The sequence below is a fragment of the Ensifer sp. 22460 genome (genome assembly GCF_052044935.1).
Classification (GTDB): Bacteria; Pseudomonadota; Alphaproteobacteria; order Rhizobiales; family Rhizobiaceae; genus Ensifer.
The window spans coordinates 94,597-109,736 of the sequence record NZ_JBQENZ010000023.1; the positions used below are offsets into that span (position 1 = coordinate 94,597).

Below are 15,140 nucleotides of genomic sequence, written 5' to 3' on the forward strand. Positions count from 1 at the left end.
GCGCTTATGTCGAGGCTTGCCGCAGTTGCATGGAAGTCCGTCGCTAGCGTTGGACAGATGGTCATTGAGGTAAATACGCCTGCGAAAGGTGTGCGATGGTTGGCGATTACGGTGATCTGCGCCTGCTGTGCTACCTGTACGACCACGCAAGCGCCCAACACGAACCGCAGCAGAGCATATATCTCCGAAAAGGTACACGGAGTGAAAGCTAACCCGTTGGTCGCCCACCGCAAGAATGTCGCCAAGGGCGATGGCCGCTATGTGGTTGGCAAGCCCTATGTAGTGAAAGGCAAGAGCTATTTTCCGAAGGAGGACCCGAACTACGACAGGAAGGGGGTAGCTTCCTGGTACGGCTCAGCTTTTCAGGGGAGGCGGACCGCAAACGGCGAAGATTATGACCCGAAACACCTGTCCGCCGCACATCCGACCCTTCCCTTGCCCAGCTATGTGCGGGTGACCAATCTTGAAAACGGTTCTTCGCTCATCCTGCGCGTCAACGATCGCGGTCCTTACCGAAAGGGTCGCATCATCGACGTTTCCAGCAAAGCAGCAGACATGCTGGACCTGAAGCACCGTGGCACGGCATCCGTTCGCGTGCAGTATGTGGGGCGCGCCAGCTTGGGTGGGGACGACATGCCCTACCTCCTAGCCTCCTACATCAAGAAGAGTGATCGATTCCCAGCCGTCAATCCGGAGCCTCAAATCGCAACCGGCGTGATGGTGGCCTCGGATCAGTCGATTGGCAACCAGTTGCGAAGCAGAAGTCAGTCATTCTCTCCGACCCGGGCGAACCTTGCCGGAAAAAAGCCGAGCGGCTCCTACGAGACTGGGACCAACTCTGCGGTCGCGTCACACACATCCAACCAACTCTGGATGTTGCCTGATTGGCTGTCCGAATACACACCATGGATGTCACGAAGCGCCAAGATCGCACCACAGACTCACGAATTAGCCTCCCTGACGACGCCTGGTGTCAAATATTGCTTGGACGAGGACGGCGATGAGGGTCTGCGCGACATGTGTGGAGTTCGAGTTCTCCCTCTGGCGGCCAGCAGCGGCATCAAGCGTCTTACCGGGGTAATCTCCATAAGGCGACGCCGCTCTTGCCAAGGCGGCTGCCGCTGGCGAGGCACAACATTAGGTCTTACCTAGCGTCGCAAAGGTTCATCACCGAACATGCCCGGCACATTGGGCGTTAGTAAACGAAATGAGGGTTCAGAAGTCCGATCGGGCCGAGGATTGACGTTCGTGCCGAGACACCTATTCACGGGCATTCAACCTCCGACGTCCCCCTTGGGTAGAATCCGGATTGTCACACTCGGCTTGTTAGGCGATCGGGAGACGCAGGATGGGATGGGTTTTGGTGCGCGAGCGCGAGCTCAATCGGTTGTGGGAGTTCATTGACGGTTGTCATCGCCCGGCGCGGCTCGATGGAAAGCCTTCCATTGACCTTCGTGGCAAGCTCCGTTCATCGGATGCTATAGTCGGCTGAGCAACTCCGACTTCGTGGCCTCGAATTCCTGATCCGTGAGAATGCCTTTCGCATGAAGTGCCGCGAGGCGCTCGATCTTGTCGAAGATGTCCCCATCTGACCGAACCGCCTCCGGCGCTGGATGTGCCCCTTGTTGTGGCTCGGCGGATTCCGGTGCGGACGGTGCGAATATTGACGGCGCAGCCTTGGCGGCGGATGCTTCGGTAGCCGGTGTGTCTGCCGGTTCCTTGCCGCCCTGCCGTATCACATCCAGTTCCGAAATTTTCACCAGCCCATACTGAGAGGTAAAGCTCAGCGACTGGTCGTCGCTTTGCTGTTGCGAGAACCCGCCAATGCGATGGTCCTTCGTGTCATAGACCATAACCCGGCCGCCAAAAAGGCATAACGCAGGTCATTCTGCGCCCCGGTCGAGGCAGGATGCCCGAGATCCTCGGGCCACCAGTTCCCAGCCGAAAGCGCGCCCGGCACGAACAGGCTGACGCCGCCGCCCTGGGACTGGTGCGACGTCTGCGGGCGCAGCAAATCCATGCCGCGCACCAAGGCCGCAAGCTCGGAACAAACTCCGGCCACGTTCGCCTTCAGCGCATTGTTGAACATGTCGCCGACCATGATCATGCCGCCCTGCGACCATTGCCCCATTCCACCTAGATCGGGATGGTTGAACTGGGCCTGTGTCGCCTGCCCGGCGATAATCAAGATGTTGCAGGCGGAAATCCTCAATCTGCTGGAAATGCAGATGAATTCCGAAAATATGAACTCCAATGGTGCTCTAGATGAGCGTCAGGGGCGAAACCTGAGACAAAAACGGAGCCGAAGCGCGAGCCGATAAAGGCGTTCCCATTGGGAATGGTGCTACAGGCTTGCCCGGAAATCAGGATGTACGGGCCAGGCGGCGTAGTTACCAGCTGGCGGGATCTAATGACGGCGGCCGTCGTCGTTCGTTCAATGCTTGGGGTGAGCCCCAGCGCCTACCAAGATGCCTGCGAAGTGATGAGGCCCGAGCATGCCGCGGCGACGATCGCTTGCATCCTCGAAAGGGCAGGGCACATCAACTCCGCCGGCGGCTATCTCCGGGATCTGACGGCGAAGGCGCAGCAAGGGGAGTTTTCGCTCGGGCCGATGCTGATGGCGCAGATGCGGGCGAACCCTGGTGCGGGTAGGAAAGCCGGATAGTACCGTCGCGAAGCGACTGTTAAGCTATGCCGATTTTGCAGATCAGAGCCCCGAGGAAATTCCGGAAGGAGGGATCGTGGATATCAGCGCCAGTGACCGTGAACTTATCACGGTGATGCGACAGTATTTTGCGGCGAAGAGCGAGCTGGAGGGTTTGAAAAAACACTTAGAGGCGGCACGACAGGCAGCCGGCGAGGCGATCGGGGTGTTCTACGATCCTCGCCAGAACGTCGAGCACGCCGCTGACTTGCAACGTTCCCATCGCTTGAAGGGAGAGATGGCGTCGTTGATGAAGCGCGCTGAAGCCTGGGGGAGGACAGCATCGGCCGATGACCGATATGATAGATCGGAGGCGGAACCGGAAGAATGGCAGTCGTTTGAGAAGCGAGCCGATTCATTCTTCGGCACGTAGCCACGATTAGATGATCAGCCGCGCGGCTCGTCGGAGGGACGGCGAAGCCTAGGTCATCCTTTCTTGCCAACCTTTGGGTAGGAAGCATGGAAAACCGCGGTACGCTGAGATCTCTTCGCGGTATCAAGGCCTGTCCAGCCGCTTAAACCTTCATAGGCGCTGAAGCCACATCGACCTTTCGGAAATCGGAGCAACATTTATGACCCGCCAACTTTCTCTCCCACGCGACCGAATTTCCGTGCTTCTGCTGGAAGGCATTAGCCAGACCGCGGTGGACTACTTTTCGTCGTCTGGCTACACCAACCTCATTCATTTGCCGAAGGCGCTCGACGACAAGGATCTTAAGAGCCACATTGCCGACGCTCATATCATCGGCATTCGTTCGCGCACGCAGCTGACGGACGAGGTTTTGGAATCCGCCAAGAAATTGATCGCCGTTGGCTGTTTTTCCGTCGGTACGAACCAAGTCGATCTGGATGCAGCGCGGCGGCGCGGCATTCCGGTGTTCAATGCACCTTATTCAAACACGCGATCGGTGGCCGAGCTTGTGATCGGCGAGATTATCATGCTGACACGGCAGATCTTTCCGCGCTCGGCTTCCGCGCATCAAGGTGGGTGGGAGAAGTCCGCTGTCGGCAGCCGGGAGGTCCGCGGCAAAACGCTCGGCATTGTCGGCTACGGCAATATCGGATCGCAGCTCAGCGCGCTTGCCGAAAGCATGGGCATGGTGGTGCGCTACTTCGATCTTTCCGATCGGCTGCGCCGGGGCAATTCGGAGTCGATGGCTTCGCTCGGCGACCTTCTCGAAATCTCTGACTATGTGACAATGCACGTTCCCGAAACACCCTCGACGCATAACATGATCACCGAAACCGAATTGCGCCGCATGAAGAGGGGCGCCATCTTCATCAACAATTCTCGCGGCACGGTGGTCGATCTCGATGCGCTTGCGAAAGTCCTGAAAGATGGGCATCTAGCGGGTGCCGCCGTGGACGTGTTCCCCAAGGAGCCGGCATCGAACAACGAGCGTTTTGAGACGCCGTTGCAAGGCTTGAGCAATGTCATTCTGACGCCGCATATCGGCGGCTCCACGGAGGAAGCCCAAGAGCGCATCGGCGGGGAGGTTTCGAGGAAGCTGGTCGAGTATTCCGACATCGGCTCAACCATGGGCGCCGTCAACTTTCCGCAGGTACAGCTGCCCGAGCGCCCGAACGGCACGCGTTTCATTCACGTGCATGAAAACCGCCCCGGCATGCTCATCCAGCTCAACGAGATCTTCTCGTTGCGCGGGCTGAACATCGTCGCTGAGTTCCTTCAGACGCATGGCGACACGGGCTATGTGGTGGTCGAGGCCGAAGAAATTTCCGCAAGTGCCGACGAGATTCTTCAGGCCCTACGCGAAATTCCTGGAACGATAAGAACGCGATTAGTCTACTGACAGCTGCTCGTTGGCCGCATTGTACGCACGCCGGTCATGGGTGAGCTGACCGCGATCCTCGACGCTGCGCAGCCGAAGCACTGACCTAAGTTTGGGTAGAAATTTTGGTCAGTTCACCCGGCAGTGCGGCGTCGGATCCATTAGGAGCCGGATGCCTCGTGGCGAGGGGGTGCGGAAAGAGGCCCAGTCGGCCTGAAAGATTTCGGCAAATTCGCCGCCTGAGCAGCGGCGCGAAAATGTGCGTTGAAAACTCAGGCGCGAAATTCCAACATTTGTTGGGACTATCGCGAATTCAGCCCTTCGTTATGAGTTCACGTCCAATACGCTTGGCGGGCTCGCTGCGCAGAACGACCGCTGTGGTGACAGAACCATAGCGGGCAACGGCATCGACGATGCTTTCCAGCTCGGCTGGTGAGGGGACGATCACCTTCAGGTGGAAGCAGTCCTCTCCTGTCAGTCTCAGGACCTCGATGACCTGCGGCATCTCCGAAAACTGCTTCAGGCACGTTTTGATGTATTCATGCGTAGTGCGCAGGCGGATGATCGCCATCATTCCAAGCCCTATTGCGGCAGGATCGATGACAGCTCGGTAGCCGCTGATGATGCCACGTTCCTCAAGCCGCCTTAGACGTTCCGACGCTGCCGGCTGAGAAAGCCCGACCCTTCTTCCGAGTTCGGAAACACTTATGCGTCCGTTTTCCTGCAAGGTTTCGATCATGGAAATGTCCGTCGGATCGAGTTCAGTACGTGGATCAAAATATTTCACCATCGACCTTGATTCCATCGGTTTTCGGGGGCCTTTTCCGATGAATACGTATTTCTCCTGTTGTCGTAAATGGCCATAACGGCAGGAGAGCAACGAAGAGACGAAGCATGACTGAAATCATCCATCTGCCGGGTATAGGGAATTCCGGCAAGCGCCATTGGCACTCCCTTTGGGAGGACGCCGATTCCGCCATACGTCGTTTTACCCCGACGAGTTGGGACGAGCCTGATCTTTCCGACTGGGTCGCGGCGCTAGAGGAAGCCGTATGTGCCGCACAAACGCCACCCATTCTGGTGGCACATAGCCTAGCCTGTCTGCTCGTCGCACATTGGCATCAAGTTTCTGATCTGCCAATCGGAGGGGCGATGTTGGTTGCCGTGCCTGATCCGGAATCTCCGGCGTTTCCCTCACAAGCGGTAAGCTTTGCAGATACACCGCAGAGGAAATTCCGATTTCCTTCTCTTATCGTGGCAAGTACCGATGATCCCTATGGTTCACTGCCTTATGTCCAGACGCAAGCCGAACAATGGGGTTCCAATTTGAAAGTCATCGGCGCAGCTGGCCACATCAACGGCCAAAGCGAACTCGGCGGCTGGCCAGAAGGTCTGACGCTTCTGAGAGACTTCGTGAGCCGTGTGTAGTCTGCGGCGCATTTGGTCCGCGACTGTAGAAATCTTGCGACAAGCTGAATGATGGCCAACCTCAAAAAAGGTCTTTCATAAGTGCTTCTCGATCCCACTTTAACAGGCGCGTATATCGTTCTAGCGGCAGCCTCGGCATTTTCGCCGGGGCCGGATGTAATGTTCGTAGTTGCAAATGGGATGCGGCACAGAAGTTACGACGGCCGGAAGCATGGGTCGAATGGTCATCACCATCCTCGGCATGGTAGCCGACATGGAACTCGAGTTCATTAAAGACAGGCAACGAGCGGGTATCGACGCGGCGAAAGCTAACGGCATCTACAAGGGCAGGAAAAAGAATGTCGATGACGCCGAAATCCGCAGGCGGATCACTGCTGGCGCGACCAAAGCCGCCGTTGCCCGCGACCTGAACATTTCCAGGATGACTGTCTGCCGCGCCTTGGAAGATCAAGGCGCGCCGTCAGATTCTATTTGATCCCGAGTTCGCGATCTGTTCTTTGAGTTGGCCAAAATCGCAGCTTCGGGCCGACTGGGCCAAAGAGCGGCGTCGCCATAGCCCTGCCGTTTCGTACGCCAGGTCGTTCCGACCGCCTGGCGTTGTGGCGCATTGGCTCATCATTCGTCCGCGGTCCCCAACAGGTCTGGCTTTGTGTGTGGTGCGGGTGTCGCAGAAGTCACACCACCGCTGCGCCGCTCTAACTTGATATCGAAGAGGATCGGCACTATGTTGGACGAAATTACATTTTGTCAGACACGAGGTCGTCATGGGAAAGCACAGTGGAATGGGAGAACGGCCAGCAGCAAAAGAGCCGTTGCTTGCAAAGGCCGTGCGCAATGCGAAGGTCGGCAAATTTACTTCTAGCAGCAAGGCGCGGATTGATGCGGTCATGAAAGCGGCTGAGCATTCCGGCCTGCTGGGCGAAAAGAGTAAAAGGATCGGCGGTAGGATCAGCCCCGCTCTTATCGAACAAGCCAAAAAGCACACGGGCATCGAAACCGATACTGATTTGATCGAGTTCGCTTTGGCCGCCGTCGCACTGGACGACGATTTTGGATCGGCTTTTCGCAAGACTCGCGGGACGGTCGACCCTGACCTGAAACTCGGCTTCTGACTTGTCGGATTTTGATTTCGACGCCGCGGTTCGCTGGGGAAGGCCCGATCCCGGGCGGACCCTTTCAAGGCGCAGCGACAAAGAACTGCCCTTCCTCGACGAGCCCGCTGAAGCCGGGCTCGAACTGCTACTCGATACGTGCGTCTACATCGATGGCTTGCAAGGGCGAGCCCCAGAGCTTGTGGCGGACTTGCTTGATATCCGCCACAGCAATCACTCTACAATTGCCATCCAGGAGTTGATGCATACCGTCGGCGTGCTCGACCCGGCGCACAAAGGAACGAAAACAGCTATTCAACAAATCAGAGCCACGGTTAAGGCGATGCCGGCCCATCGCGTGTTCACGCCTGATGCGGACGTTCTGGGCCGGGCCGCTTTGCTGTCCGGCATGTTGTGTCGGCTGCAGGGCTACCACCGCGACGCTCGGCTGCGAGCTCTTCACGACTGCGTCTTGTTTCTCCAGGCGCAAAAACTGGGCCTTGCCGTTCTTACCGCCAACGTCAGCAACTTCGATTACCTACTGCAACTGATGCCGACTGGCCGGGTTCTGTTCTACCGCTCGACTATTTGAAGAGTGCGCTGCTGATCTTCAATTGCTCAAGTCTGGCAGGCCTTCCGGCCAAGAGGCCACCTCAAGGTTATCGTTCAGCAGAAATCGAGCGACCGTGGGGCACGCCGTCCTCGGTCGAACCTGTGCGGTCACTGGATTAACACCTGCTCAAAGGGGCATCAAATGACCAACCGCGCCGCGCGGCCCTGATTTCGCTCCGTATCGTTATAGTAGCGCGCCGCCTGGGTCACCGATTTGTGCAATGACTGCTGCATGGCTTCCGGCAGCGGAATGCCGCGGTTGGCAGCCTCGGTGAGATAGCCTGACCGCAGTCCATGCGCCGAAAACAGAATCGGGTCGAGCCCCGCCTGTTTGCAACGGCCCTTCAGGATGAGGTTGACGGATTGCGGTGTCAGGGCTCGCCGGTTGATGTTTCCCCACTGATCGATGCGCCGAAATACGGGGCCATCCTTGATATCGGCTACCTCGAGCCAGCGTCGCAACGCCACCACCGGCCGGCCGATCAACAGCACATGTTCGTCGTCGTCACTTGTCGTCGTCTTGGTGCGGCCGAGTCGGATCGACAGGCAGGGGAGGGGAGGGGAGTTAGGATCCGCCGGATCCGCCTGCACGGTGTCCTCATCGGTCAGGTCCTCGACTCGCAAGGCTGCCACTTCCGATCGGCGACGGCCGCCGGAGGCAAAAGCGGCCAGAAGCAGCGCGCGATCGCGCAGGTCGACCAAGCGTTCACCGGCACAGGCCCGCAGCAGCTTGGCCAGGACATCGCCGGTCACCGCCTTTTTGCTCTTTCGTTGCCGCGGACGCGCGCTGGCACGAACGGCGAGACGCAGGGCCGATTTGAGCGAAGGGCGGTTGAATGATCCACTGAGGCCGCGCCAGCGGGTAAGGATCGACCAACTCGTCAGCCGGCGCCGCACGGTCTCGGGGGCATGCGGTCCGTCGGCGCGCAACAGACGTTGGGAACGCAGGCCAGTTTCCACCTTCACCGGCATGCCATGGCTTGGATCTTCCACGCGCTTGGCCGGGTCCCAGAGATGGTGGGCGACGAATTTCAGCAGTAGGCTTTCTTGCGCCGGCCAGGCGAGGGGGCTGCCCGTGGCGAGCTGGCACCAGGCCTCCAGATAGCCGAGGTCGGAGGCCAGTGCCCGCAGGGTGTTGTCGCCCATGCCTTCGCTGGCAAGATGCTTGAGCGTGGCGACGTCGTCGTCAGTGAGGAGGGCAGCGAGTTGATCGCGCCGATCAAAAGGCAGGATGGCATCGAGCGCGTCGAGTTGCTCGGCTCGATGCAGTATCGAGTCGGCTGTAACGTCGATAGATTTGCGGCGTCCGACCACCTTACCTGTCCTGCCACGGATTTATGATCACCAAACCGACGTCCTCGAAATCCGGAACATTCCGAGTTGCCAGTGCGGCGCCACGGGAAAGGGCGATGGAGGCGATCTGTGCGTCGAACTGACTGATCGGGCGACCCGCCTTGCGCCGCTCCGTTGCAATTGTCCCATAAACGTCTGCGGCCTCCCGATCGAATGGCAGGACGCGACCGGCGAGGTCTTGCGCAAAGATCGGCAAGATTGCCGCTTCAAGGTCACGCCGGCGGCGACCATCGGGAAGCAGGCGTAGACCATATAGGATTTCGGCTTCGGTGATCGTGGTTGTGAAGATGGCGGCGGGAGGTTGTTCCGCAAGCCAATCGACAACCGCCGGCTTCGGAGCCGGCAACAGCAGTTCGGATATGATGTTTGTGTCGAGAACAATCATATTGCGGAGAAGTCCGGAGCGTCACGGATCGGTTCGCGCGCGGGAATTTCCAGTTCGACGCCGCCAAGCGGCTGCAGGCGCGCGCGGATTGCGCCAGCGAGGTTTCCCGCCGTTGTCTCCTGCTGCGCCAACACCATTTTCAAAATGTCGCGCGCCTCGTCTTCCATCGAACGGCCGTGGGTCGCCGCGCGGACCCGCAGCCTCTGTTTCAGTCGATCATCGATGTTGCGAATGGTCATGCTAGCCATGCAGGTCGCCTCCAGTCATCATTGATTGCATATACTGCAATGACGGCAATCTTTCAATTGGAGCCACAGTAGCCGGAAAGGGAAAACGTCGAGCGAAACATGGCCGTTGTCCGGCCCTCGCGACAGGGTTGGGTACAGATTTACCTGATTTCCGACGCTAGATCCATCACTACCGATACCTGAAAACTATCGATAGTGATGAAATCGATGTCCGGATGACGGAAGTATTCCCGCTCTCAAGTGGCGCGTGGCAAGCTCCGAACCTCACACCATGCGAACAGAAAACAACTTGTGAGACAAACGCCTTGATCTTCATTTATCACGAAAGAGCTTCGATCGGCGGCGGCGCCCAGCGCCCGTCCAGCGCCTCTGCCCTGGGCAGATAGAGCCTCATGACCGCATAGAAGATTTCGGTCGGGGCGGGAAGCCAGTTCGATTCCAGCTCCGGTCCTGGGCTTTCGTGCTGCAAGTGGAGGACGATCTCGCCCTTGTCGCTCTTCTTGAGTCCGGCAAGCATCGGCGAGTTGATCAGGTAACGGTTGATGGGGTTGTCGACAAGGAACTGCTTGGGCCTGTCATACATGGTCAGCGACCAAAAGGCATCAACCGGTGGAAGCGTCTCGGGGGTGAAGGTCAGAGTGTATCTTCCTGTCTTACCGTCAAGTGGCGCCTTCTGTTCATCGAAGGCATAGATGACATAGAGCGCCTCCTGCACGGAGTTTCCGTAGATGCCTCCTTGCGCCGCCGCGGCGCGGACCATGAAGCGGCCTTTCATGAATTCGGGCGTCCCGAATATCTTGGAAGAATCCGTCAGCCGGGCAGCCTCGTCACGAATCTCCTTTTCCGTCGTGATCACCACCTCTTTCATCAGCGCCACAGTATCGGACGAAAGATCCGCTTCCGGCCACATCGCTCTTTCGCGTATACCGAGTTTGTCGAGATTTTTCCGCTGTACCTCATCACCCGGATAAGGGGGAGCGAACTGAAGCAGAAAGGCAGCAAGCGGCCAGTAATTCGTAACCATCAGCTCGTCCGAGACAGGCATCCAGTCGACGGACGCAGGAGCGGCCGGAGTCGGCATTCCCGCATAGGCCGAAAGGAGCGCGGCCTTGTAGGTTGTCTGGATCTCCTTCACCTTGTCGAGATCAGCTGGCGAGAACAGCTGCGTCCTGACGATGCCCATGGCAAGCGTGGTCGGCATTTCGATCACGCGCTTGATGCCTTTCGGCACGTCGCCCTTCCAGCCAGGACCGGTGATGAGAAAATCTCCACCGCCATTACCGTCGACCCGCGTTCCCGGATAATCGACATTGTTGGTGTAGAGATCGATGAGCTGGAGCGAGTAATAGCGGTTCTCCTCGATCGGCGGCATCGTGACCACGACGGGTTCCGCCCTCAGATCAAACACGATGAAGGAATAGGGCGTGTCTGAGTTTGGTGTAATAATCGCCGTATCATCAGGCGTGTAGACCCTGGCAATGCTGACCAGAGTGTTGAGCGGCCCCTTATATTGGCTGCCGTCCGGTTCCAGCGCGTATTGGTACATCGTGAGGTAGTTCTTCACCATCGGATAGGTGTAGATATACGCCTCACGGGCGACCGCCCTGATGTCATCCTGCGCGAAAGCCGGAAGTGACGGCAGCAGCACCAATGCGGTGGTGCCTTGCAAAAAAGTACGACGCTTCATTTCACTTCCTCCGCACCGGGGAATTTCCAGTTTCCATCGAGAATCTGCACCTCGGGCCGATACAGGCGGACCATGTAGTTCCAGCCTTCGGGCGTCGGCAGGCAGTTGACGATCTTGCCGTCGCATCCTCCGAACTGGATCGTGATCGACCCATCCGCGCTTTTCCGTGCGGTCACGTTGTTCAGGGAGTACCCGTTAAATGTGTTGGGCGTGAAGAAGCCGTCTTTATTGTAGACCGTGACCGACCAGAAATCCTTTACGGGAACATCCTTCACGGTCAGCCGATAGATGCTCTTGCCATCGTTCTTTTCCGGCGTCACGTTGAGATAGAGCGCTTCCTTGTCCGGGTTTCCTCCCCATCCAAGTGCTGCTCCAATCAGATGCCGGACCGGATCTACTTCTTCGCGCGATCCGAACATCTTCGCGGTGTCCGGGAGCAACGCACCCAGATCCAGGAGCGCGCGGCGGGTCTTGTCCCGGCTTTTGCCGTCCCACTCGGGAATCTCGAAACTGCCCCTTGCTGGCTGCTTGACCGTAACCGCATCCTGAAGCGCATGAACCTTCTTCATGTCTTCCGAGTTGTTGGGATCAGCAAAGAAACGGAAGGCAGCCACCACATAGCGGGTACCGATGTCCTTGCGCGTCAAGGTGTATGAACCAGCCCCATAGTATACGCCATGTGCGTAGTGGTCCTCGTCAATTACAAGAAGGGACACGAAGCGGCTACCGGTATCCGGCACGGTGATCGTAACCGGTCCCGCATCCAGATCGAACACGGCGGAAGAATAAAGAGTGTCCCGGTTCAGGCGAATGATTGTCTGCTTGTCGAGCGGCGCCATTTCCCGTGTATGGTCGAACTTAGCAAAGCCACCGTTCGCGGCGATGCCGGAGAAGTAAAGGTCGCTCTCGGCTCGCACAAAGTTGTCGCTGTTGACCACGACCGGTTCGGCTGCAGCCGAATGACCGGCGAGCAACGCCGCGATGGTGATCGCTGAAACACCCAATCTAGCAAGAAACATGGAGGCTCTCCAAAGTTGAACTATAAAAGACGCAGGCTGGCCGACGAATGGTCAGAAGCGCAGGATCAGGCCGAGGATCGGCCCCTGCTGCACCACGTCGAAGACAAAACCGTCGTTGCTGTAGTCGACGCCGAGTGCGCGATAGCCGGCCACGGCCGAGATCTTATGGTTGAACTCGTAGCCGACGCCGGCGGCGAGATCCCAGTCGAGGTCCGCCTGTCCGGCCCCGACCAGGCCCCAGGCGCTGAGATAGAGGCTGTCCGTCAGGAAATGCCGTCCGCGAACCCCCGCGATGGCGTCCACCCATGTGGCGCCGTCGCTGCCCGAAACTCCGTCCAGAAGGCCGCCTGAAAAGGAGAATTCTGTGCTAGCGTGCCAGAGGCGCGCGCCGGCCACGACGTCGATGGTGCTGCGGCCATCCTGGAAGACGGCATATCCCGCGCCGACAAGTCCCGCGAATGTCTCCGACGTGGCGTCGACCCGTCCCGCGACAATGCCCAGCGGTGTGGCCGCCTCCGACGACACCTTGGTGTAGATGATGTCGCCGAAGACGCTGAACCGACCGTGACGCGCTTCGCCAACCGCCATGAACCCGAAGTCGAGATCCTTCAGAATGTCGCCGAAATCGGAGTCAAGATGAATTGCGGGTAGACCGAACTGCCCGACATCGCCGGAGATGCCGGCGCCCCAGAAATAAGGGCTCGCCGCAAAGGTCCAGCCATCACTCGAAGCCGGTTTGGCTTCGGGGACAATGAATGGCTGCTTAAGGTCCGCAGCGTTCGCGGGCGAATCCGCCACAACACTGATCAACACCGCCACCGCCAATATATGGGCTTTCATCAACTGGTCCTTGCCATCAAATATAAATCTCGATCCGGTTCGGGCAAAATTGAAGAGTTTCAACCTGGGTAACCACCGTTGCCAATCATCACCGATGGGACGACTTTGCATAGGCGGCGGCACCAGATTGTCCGAATCCGGACAATCTGTGAAATTTTAGGTTAGTATGTCATCAATCTAGGATCTCCGGTTGCTGTTTTTGCAACCGTGACAGGAGCGTGCATGCGTGACCGCATTGTATTCGATTGGCGAACGACGTTCTGTCCGGATTTTGACAATGTGGAGGAACCATGTTGGATTTGACGCGAGAAAAGGCTGTAGAGGTCATGAGTCAAGGCCCTTGGCTCGCGAATATGACCGAGCCCTTCCGGACGGAACTGCTGCGTCACGCGCATTTGCAGAGGTTCGCTCCCGATCAGATCATCTACCGATATGGTGATGCGGTCGGCGGAATGTATGGGCTTGTCGCGGGCTCCCTTACCATCAATTCGGCGCCGCCCGACGCGGCCTCCCGCTTGATCCACCTTGGTATGCCAGGAGCATGGACCGGCGAAGGTCCGTTCTTGACCGGCCAACCACGTAGGGTTGAATTGAGGGCCCTTGGTGGCGCCTGGATGATGCATGTGCCGATCGATGCCCTGGAGCGGATGGCGGCACGTGACCCTGGCGTATCGCGTGCGATCGCACTGAACACCGTCTTCACCGTAGACGTTCTTCTCCGGATTATTCACGATCTGCAGATACGCGACGTCGGACGCAGAATCGCGTCCGTGCTTCAACGGGCGAGCTGGCTCGGCGATGTGCCTATCCCGTTATCTCAAACAGACCTTGGTATCATGGCGAATGCGTCACGGCAGCAGGTCAACATGGCAATGCAGCGTTTCGTTGCAGCCGGTTGGGTGAACTACACTTATCGGTCTATCACCGTTACCAACCCGCAGGCGCTAAGACAGTTCTCCGAAGGGGACGGTTCGGAATGACAAAACAAGAGAAAGCGTCGGGGGCAGGTTTGGACCTTGAATCCCCGACATCCAGGACACAATTGGCGGTTTTCACCACCGGGCAATCCTTTCTTCTTGTCGTCCTTCCGCCAATGGGCCGGCGCCTGGGTTTCTCGGACATCCATATCGCCGGCATCCTCAGCCTCGCGGCTCTGCTGATGATGGTATCGGCACCCGCGTGGGTGATCATGGAAGACCTCGACAATCCGGCTTGTAAGCCGGACATCGACCTGGCGGCCGATCAGGCTGTCAATCGGCACTGAACTTTGACTCCACATTGGTATCCAATATTGACCCCCCCCTATAATCGCCTGCAGGGTCGGGAATAAATCATCCATCTGAAGTGTCCATGAGTAGTAATCGCTTTGGTCGCGAGCACCGCTGCCCAGGCGAGGGAACCAGAGGAGGGACATCACGTGCGCATAGCCCTGACACTTGCCATGCTTGCCCTTGCGTTGCCCGCCTATGCTGCCGGTCACGCCGTCCAAATCAAGGGCATGAAATTTAGTCCGGCGAGGTTGGCAGTCGCCACCGGCGACACGATCACCTTCACCAATGGCGATTCCAAACGCCATACCGCCACGGCGCTGGACGGCTCCTTCGACACCGGGCGGCTTGCCGCGGGCAAGAGTGCCACCGTGAGGGTCACCGCCGCTGGTAAGCATGATTTCAAATGGCCAAGAACTTCGCCTGCGTCAAGCCGTCGCTTCTGGCCACGCATTGCGGATCAGCACTTGGCCAGCCCGGCGCTGGCCGGGGTTGCAGAGGGTAGGCCAAGTGCGGGTGATGATCGTCTTCGGCTTTAGCTTTGAGAGCGGTTCTTGAAGCGCCAGGACTCGTTTCCGGTCTCAACGATCTCGCAATGATGGGTCAGGCGATCGAGCAGCGCCGTCGTCATCTTGGCATCGCCAAATCCCTTTCAAGCCTTGCATTGGGCGACGCCAATGACGGACAGTAAGCCAACATGATGGGAGCACTTATT

19 protein-coding genes and 2 pseudogenes are annotated in these 15,140 nt (G+C 58.2%); 11 read left to right on the forward strand and 10 right to left on the reverse strand.

Annotation, left to right across the window (positions count from 1 at the left end; all coding sequences use genetic code 11):
• Positions 1-57: 57 nt before the first annotated feature.
• Entirely contained in the window at positions 58-1,152 is a 1,095-nt protein-coding gene (locus ACTJKM_RS25375) for a septal ring lytic transglycosylase RlpA family protein (protein WP_082663574.1), read from the forward strand.
• Positions 1,153-1,478: 326 nt separating this feature from the next.
• On the opposite strand, the gene ACTJKM_RS25380 is transcribed toward ACTJKM_RS25375, so the two are convergent.
• Together ACTJKM_RS25380 and ACTJKM_RS25385 are read right to left on the reverse strand one after the other, a co-directional pair.
• Positions 1,479-1,853 carry an SHOCT domain-containing protein gene (locus ACTJKM_RS25380; protein WP_245296153.1) on the reverse strand — a complete coding sequence of 125 codons (375 nt, stop codon included), beginning with the start codon at positions 1,851-1,853 and terminating at the stop codon, positions 1,479-1,481.
• Positions 1,784-2,107 (reverse strand): hypothetical protein, encoded by a 324-nt coding sequence (locus tag ACTJKM_RS25385; RefSeq protein ID WP_440661197.1) that lies wholly within the window; start codon positions 2,105-2,107, stop codon positions 1,784-1,786. Before ACTJKM_RS25385 ends, ACTJKM_RS25380 begins: the two co-directional genes overlap by 70 nt.
• A 168-nt stretch (positions 2,108-2,275) precedes the next feature.
• Between ACTJKM_RS25385 and repC the strand changes: the two are divergent.
• From repC to serA, 3 genes and pseudogenes are all read left to right on the forward strand, one after another.
• Positions 2,276-2,665, forward strand: a pseudogene (repC, locus tag ACTJKM_RS25390) (plasmid replication protein RepC); the annotation flags it as partial.
• Positions 2,666-2,780: 115 nt separating this feature from the next.
• The gene (locus tag ACTJKM_RS25395; protein ID WP_440637723.1) at positions 2,781-3,077 is read left to right on the forward strand and encodes a hypothetical protein; all 297 of its coding nucleotides are present in this window, start codon (positions 2,781-2,783) and stop codon (positions 3,075-3,077) included.
• Between the two features lie 199 nt (positions 3,078-3,276).
• The gene (gene serA / locus ACTJKM_RS25400; RefSeq protein ID WP_058327913.1) at positions 3,277-4,515 is read left to right on the forward strand and encodes a phosphoglycerate dehydrogenase; all 1,239 of its coding nucleotides are present in this window, start codon (positions 3,277-3,279) and stop codon (positions 4,513-4,515) included.
• Between the two features lie 292 nt (positions 4,516-4,807).
• On the opposite strand, the gene ACTJKM_RS25405 is transcribed toward serA, so the two are convergent.
• The gene (locus tag ACTJKM_RS25405) at positions 4,808-5,284 is read right to left on the reverse strand and encodes an Lrp/AsnC family transcriptional regulator (RefSeq protein WP_058327956.1); all 477 of its coding nucleotides are present in this window, start codon (positions 5,282-5,284) and stop codon (positions 4,808-4,810) included.
• Positions 5,285-5,388: 104 nt separating this feature from the next.
• On the opposite strand from ACTJKM_RS25405, the gene ACTJKM_RS25410 reads away from it, so the two are divergent.
• The 4 genes from ACTJKM_RS25410 to ACTJKM_RS25425 all read left to right on the forward strand — a co-directional run bounded on the left by ACTJKM_RS25410 (position 5,389) and on the right by ACTJKM_RS25425 (position 7,605).
• Positions 5,389-5,922, forward strand: coding sequence for an RBBP9/YdeN family alpha/beta hydrolase (locus ACTJKM_RS25410; protein WP_440661199.1), 534 nt, complete (start codon positions 5,389-5,391; stop codon positions 5,920-5,922).
• A gap of 220 nt (positions 5,923-6,142) precedes the next feature.
• Positions 6,143-6,397: a helix-turn-helix domain-containing protein gene (locus ACTJKM_RS25415; protein WP_245296151.1), complete on the forward strand. Its 255-nt coding sequence runs from the start codon at positions 6,143-6,145 to the stop codon at positions 6,395-6,397.
• A 289-nt stretch (positions 6,398-6,686) separates the two neighbouring features.
• Positions 6,687-7,034, forward strand: coding sequence for a hypothetical protein (locus ACTJKM_RS25420; protein WP_245296150.1), 348 nt, complete (start codon positions 6,687-6,689; stop codon positions 7,032-7,034).
• 1 nt (position 7,035) lies between these two features.
• A complete protein-coding gene (locus ACTJKM_RS25425; protein ID WP_058327911.1) occupies positions 7,036-7,605 on the forward strand; it encodes a type II toxin-antitoxin system VapC family toxin in 570 nt (189 codons plus the stop codon).
• A 158-nt stretch (positions 7,606-7,763) separates the two neighbouring features.
• Here ACTJKM_RS25425 and ACTJKM_RS25430 read toward each other — a convergent pair whose 3' ends face one another.
• The 6 genes from ACTJKM_RS25430 to ACTJKM_RS25455 form a co-directional block, all read right to left on the reverse strand.
• Positions 7,764-8,939: a tyrosine-type recombinase/integrase gene (locus ACTJKM_RS25430; protein WP_440661201.1), complete on the reverse strand. Its 1,176-nt coding sequence runs from the start codon at positions 8,937-8,939 to the stop codon at positions 7,764-7,766.
• Position 8,940: 1 nt separating this feature from the next.
• Positions 8,941-9,363, reverse strand: a complete 423-nt coding sequence (locus ACTJKM_RS25435) for a type II toxin-antitoxin system VapC family toxin (protein WP_440637629.1) — start codon at positions 9,361-9,363, stop codon at positions 8,941-8,943.
• Positions 9,360-9,611 carry a FitA-like ribbon-helix-helix domain-containing protein gene (locus ACTJKM_RS25440; RefSeq protein ID WP_058324701.1) on the reverse strand — a complete coding sequence of 84 codons (252 nt, stop codon included), beginning with the start codon at positions 9,609-9,611 and terminating at the stop codon, positions 9,360-9,362. The genes ACTJKM_RS25435 and ACTJKM_RS25440 overlap by 4 nt, the downstream gene beginning before the upstream one ends.
• Positions 9,612-9,930: 319 nt before the next feature.
• Positions 9,931-11,298 carry a DUF1254 domain-containing protein gene (locus ACTJKM_RS25445; RefSeq protein ID WP_440661203.1) on the reverse strand — a complete coding sequence of 456 codons (1,368 nt, stop codon included), beginning with the start codon at positions 11,296-11,298 and terminating at the stop codon, positions 9,931-9,933.
• Positions 11,295-12,317, reverse strand: coding sequence for a DUF1214 domain-containing protein (locus ACTJKM_RS25450; RefSeq protein WP_440661204.1), 1,023 nt, complete (start codon positions 12,315-12,317; stop codon positions 11,295-11,297). Before ACTJKM_RS25450 ends, ACTJKM_RS25445 begins: the two co-directional genes overlap by 4 nt.
• A gap of 51 nt (positions 12,318-12,368) precedes the next feature.
• Positions 12,369-13,157 carry a hypothetical protein gene (locus tag ACTJKM_RS25455; RefSeq protein WP_440661205.1) on the reverse strand — a complete coding sequence of 263 codons (789 nt, stop codon included), beginning with the start codon at positions 13,155-13,157 and terminating at the stop codon, positions 12,369-12,371.
• A 290-nt stretch (positions 13,158-13,447) separates the two neighbouring features.
• Between ACTJKM_RS25455 and ACTJKM_RS25460 the strand changes: the two genes are divergently transcribed.
• From ACTJKM_RS25460 to ACTJKM_RS25470, 3 genes are all read left to right on the forward strand, one after another.
• On the forward strand, positions 13,448-14,137 hold the full coding sequence (locus tag ACTJKM_RS25460; protein ID WP_058327907.1) for a Crp/Fnr family transcriptional regulator: 690 nt from the start codon (positions 13,448-13,450) through the stop codon (positions 14,135-14,137).
• Between the two features lie 29 nt (positions 14,138-14,166).
• On the forward strand, positions 14,167-14,421 hold the full coding sequence (locus tag ACTJKM_RS25465) for a hypothetical protein (protein WP_440661206.1): 255 nt from the start codon (positions 14,167-14,169) through the stop codon (positions 14,419-14,421).
• Between the two features lie 153 nt (positions 14,422-14,574).
• Positions 14,575-14,964 carry a cupredoxin domain-containing protein gene (locus ACTJKM_RS25470; protein WP_440661207.1) on the forward strand — a complete coding sequence of 130 codons (390 nt, stop codon included), beginning with the start codon at positions 14,575-14,577 and terminating at the stop codon, positions 14,962-14,964.
• Here the strand turns inward: ACTJKM_RS25470 and ACTJKM_RS25475 are convergent.
• Positions 14,961-15,071, reverse strand: a pseudogene (locus tag ACTJKM_RS25475) (ATP-binding protein); the annotation flags it as partial. The gene ACTJKM_RS25470 and the pseudogene ACTJKM_RS25475 overlap by 4 nt on opposite strands.
• Between the last annotated feature and the right edge of the window lie 69 nt (positions 15,072-15,140).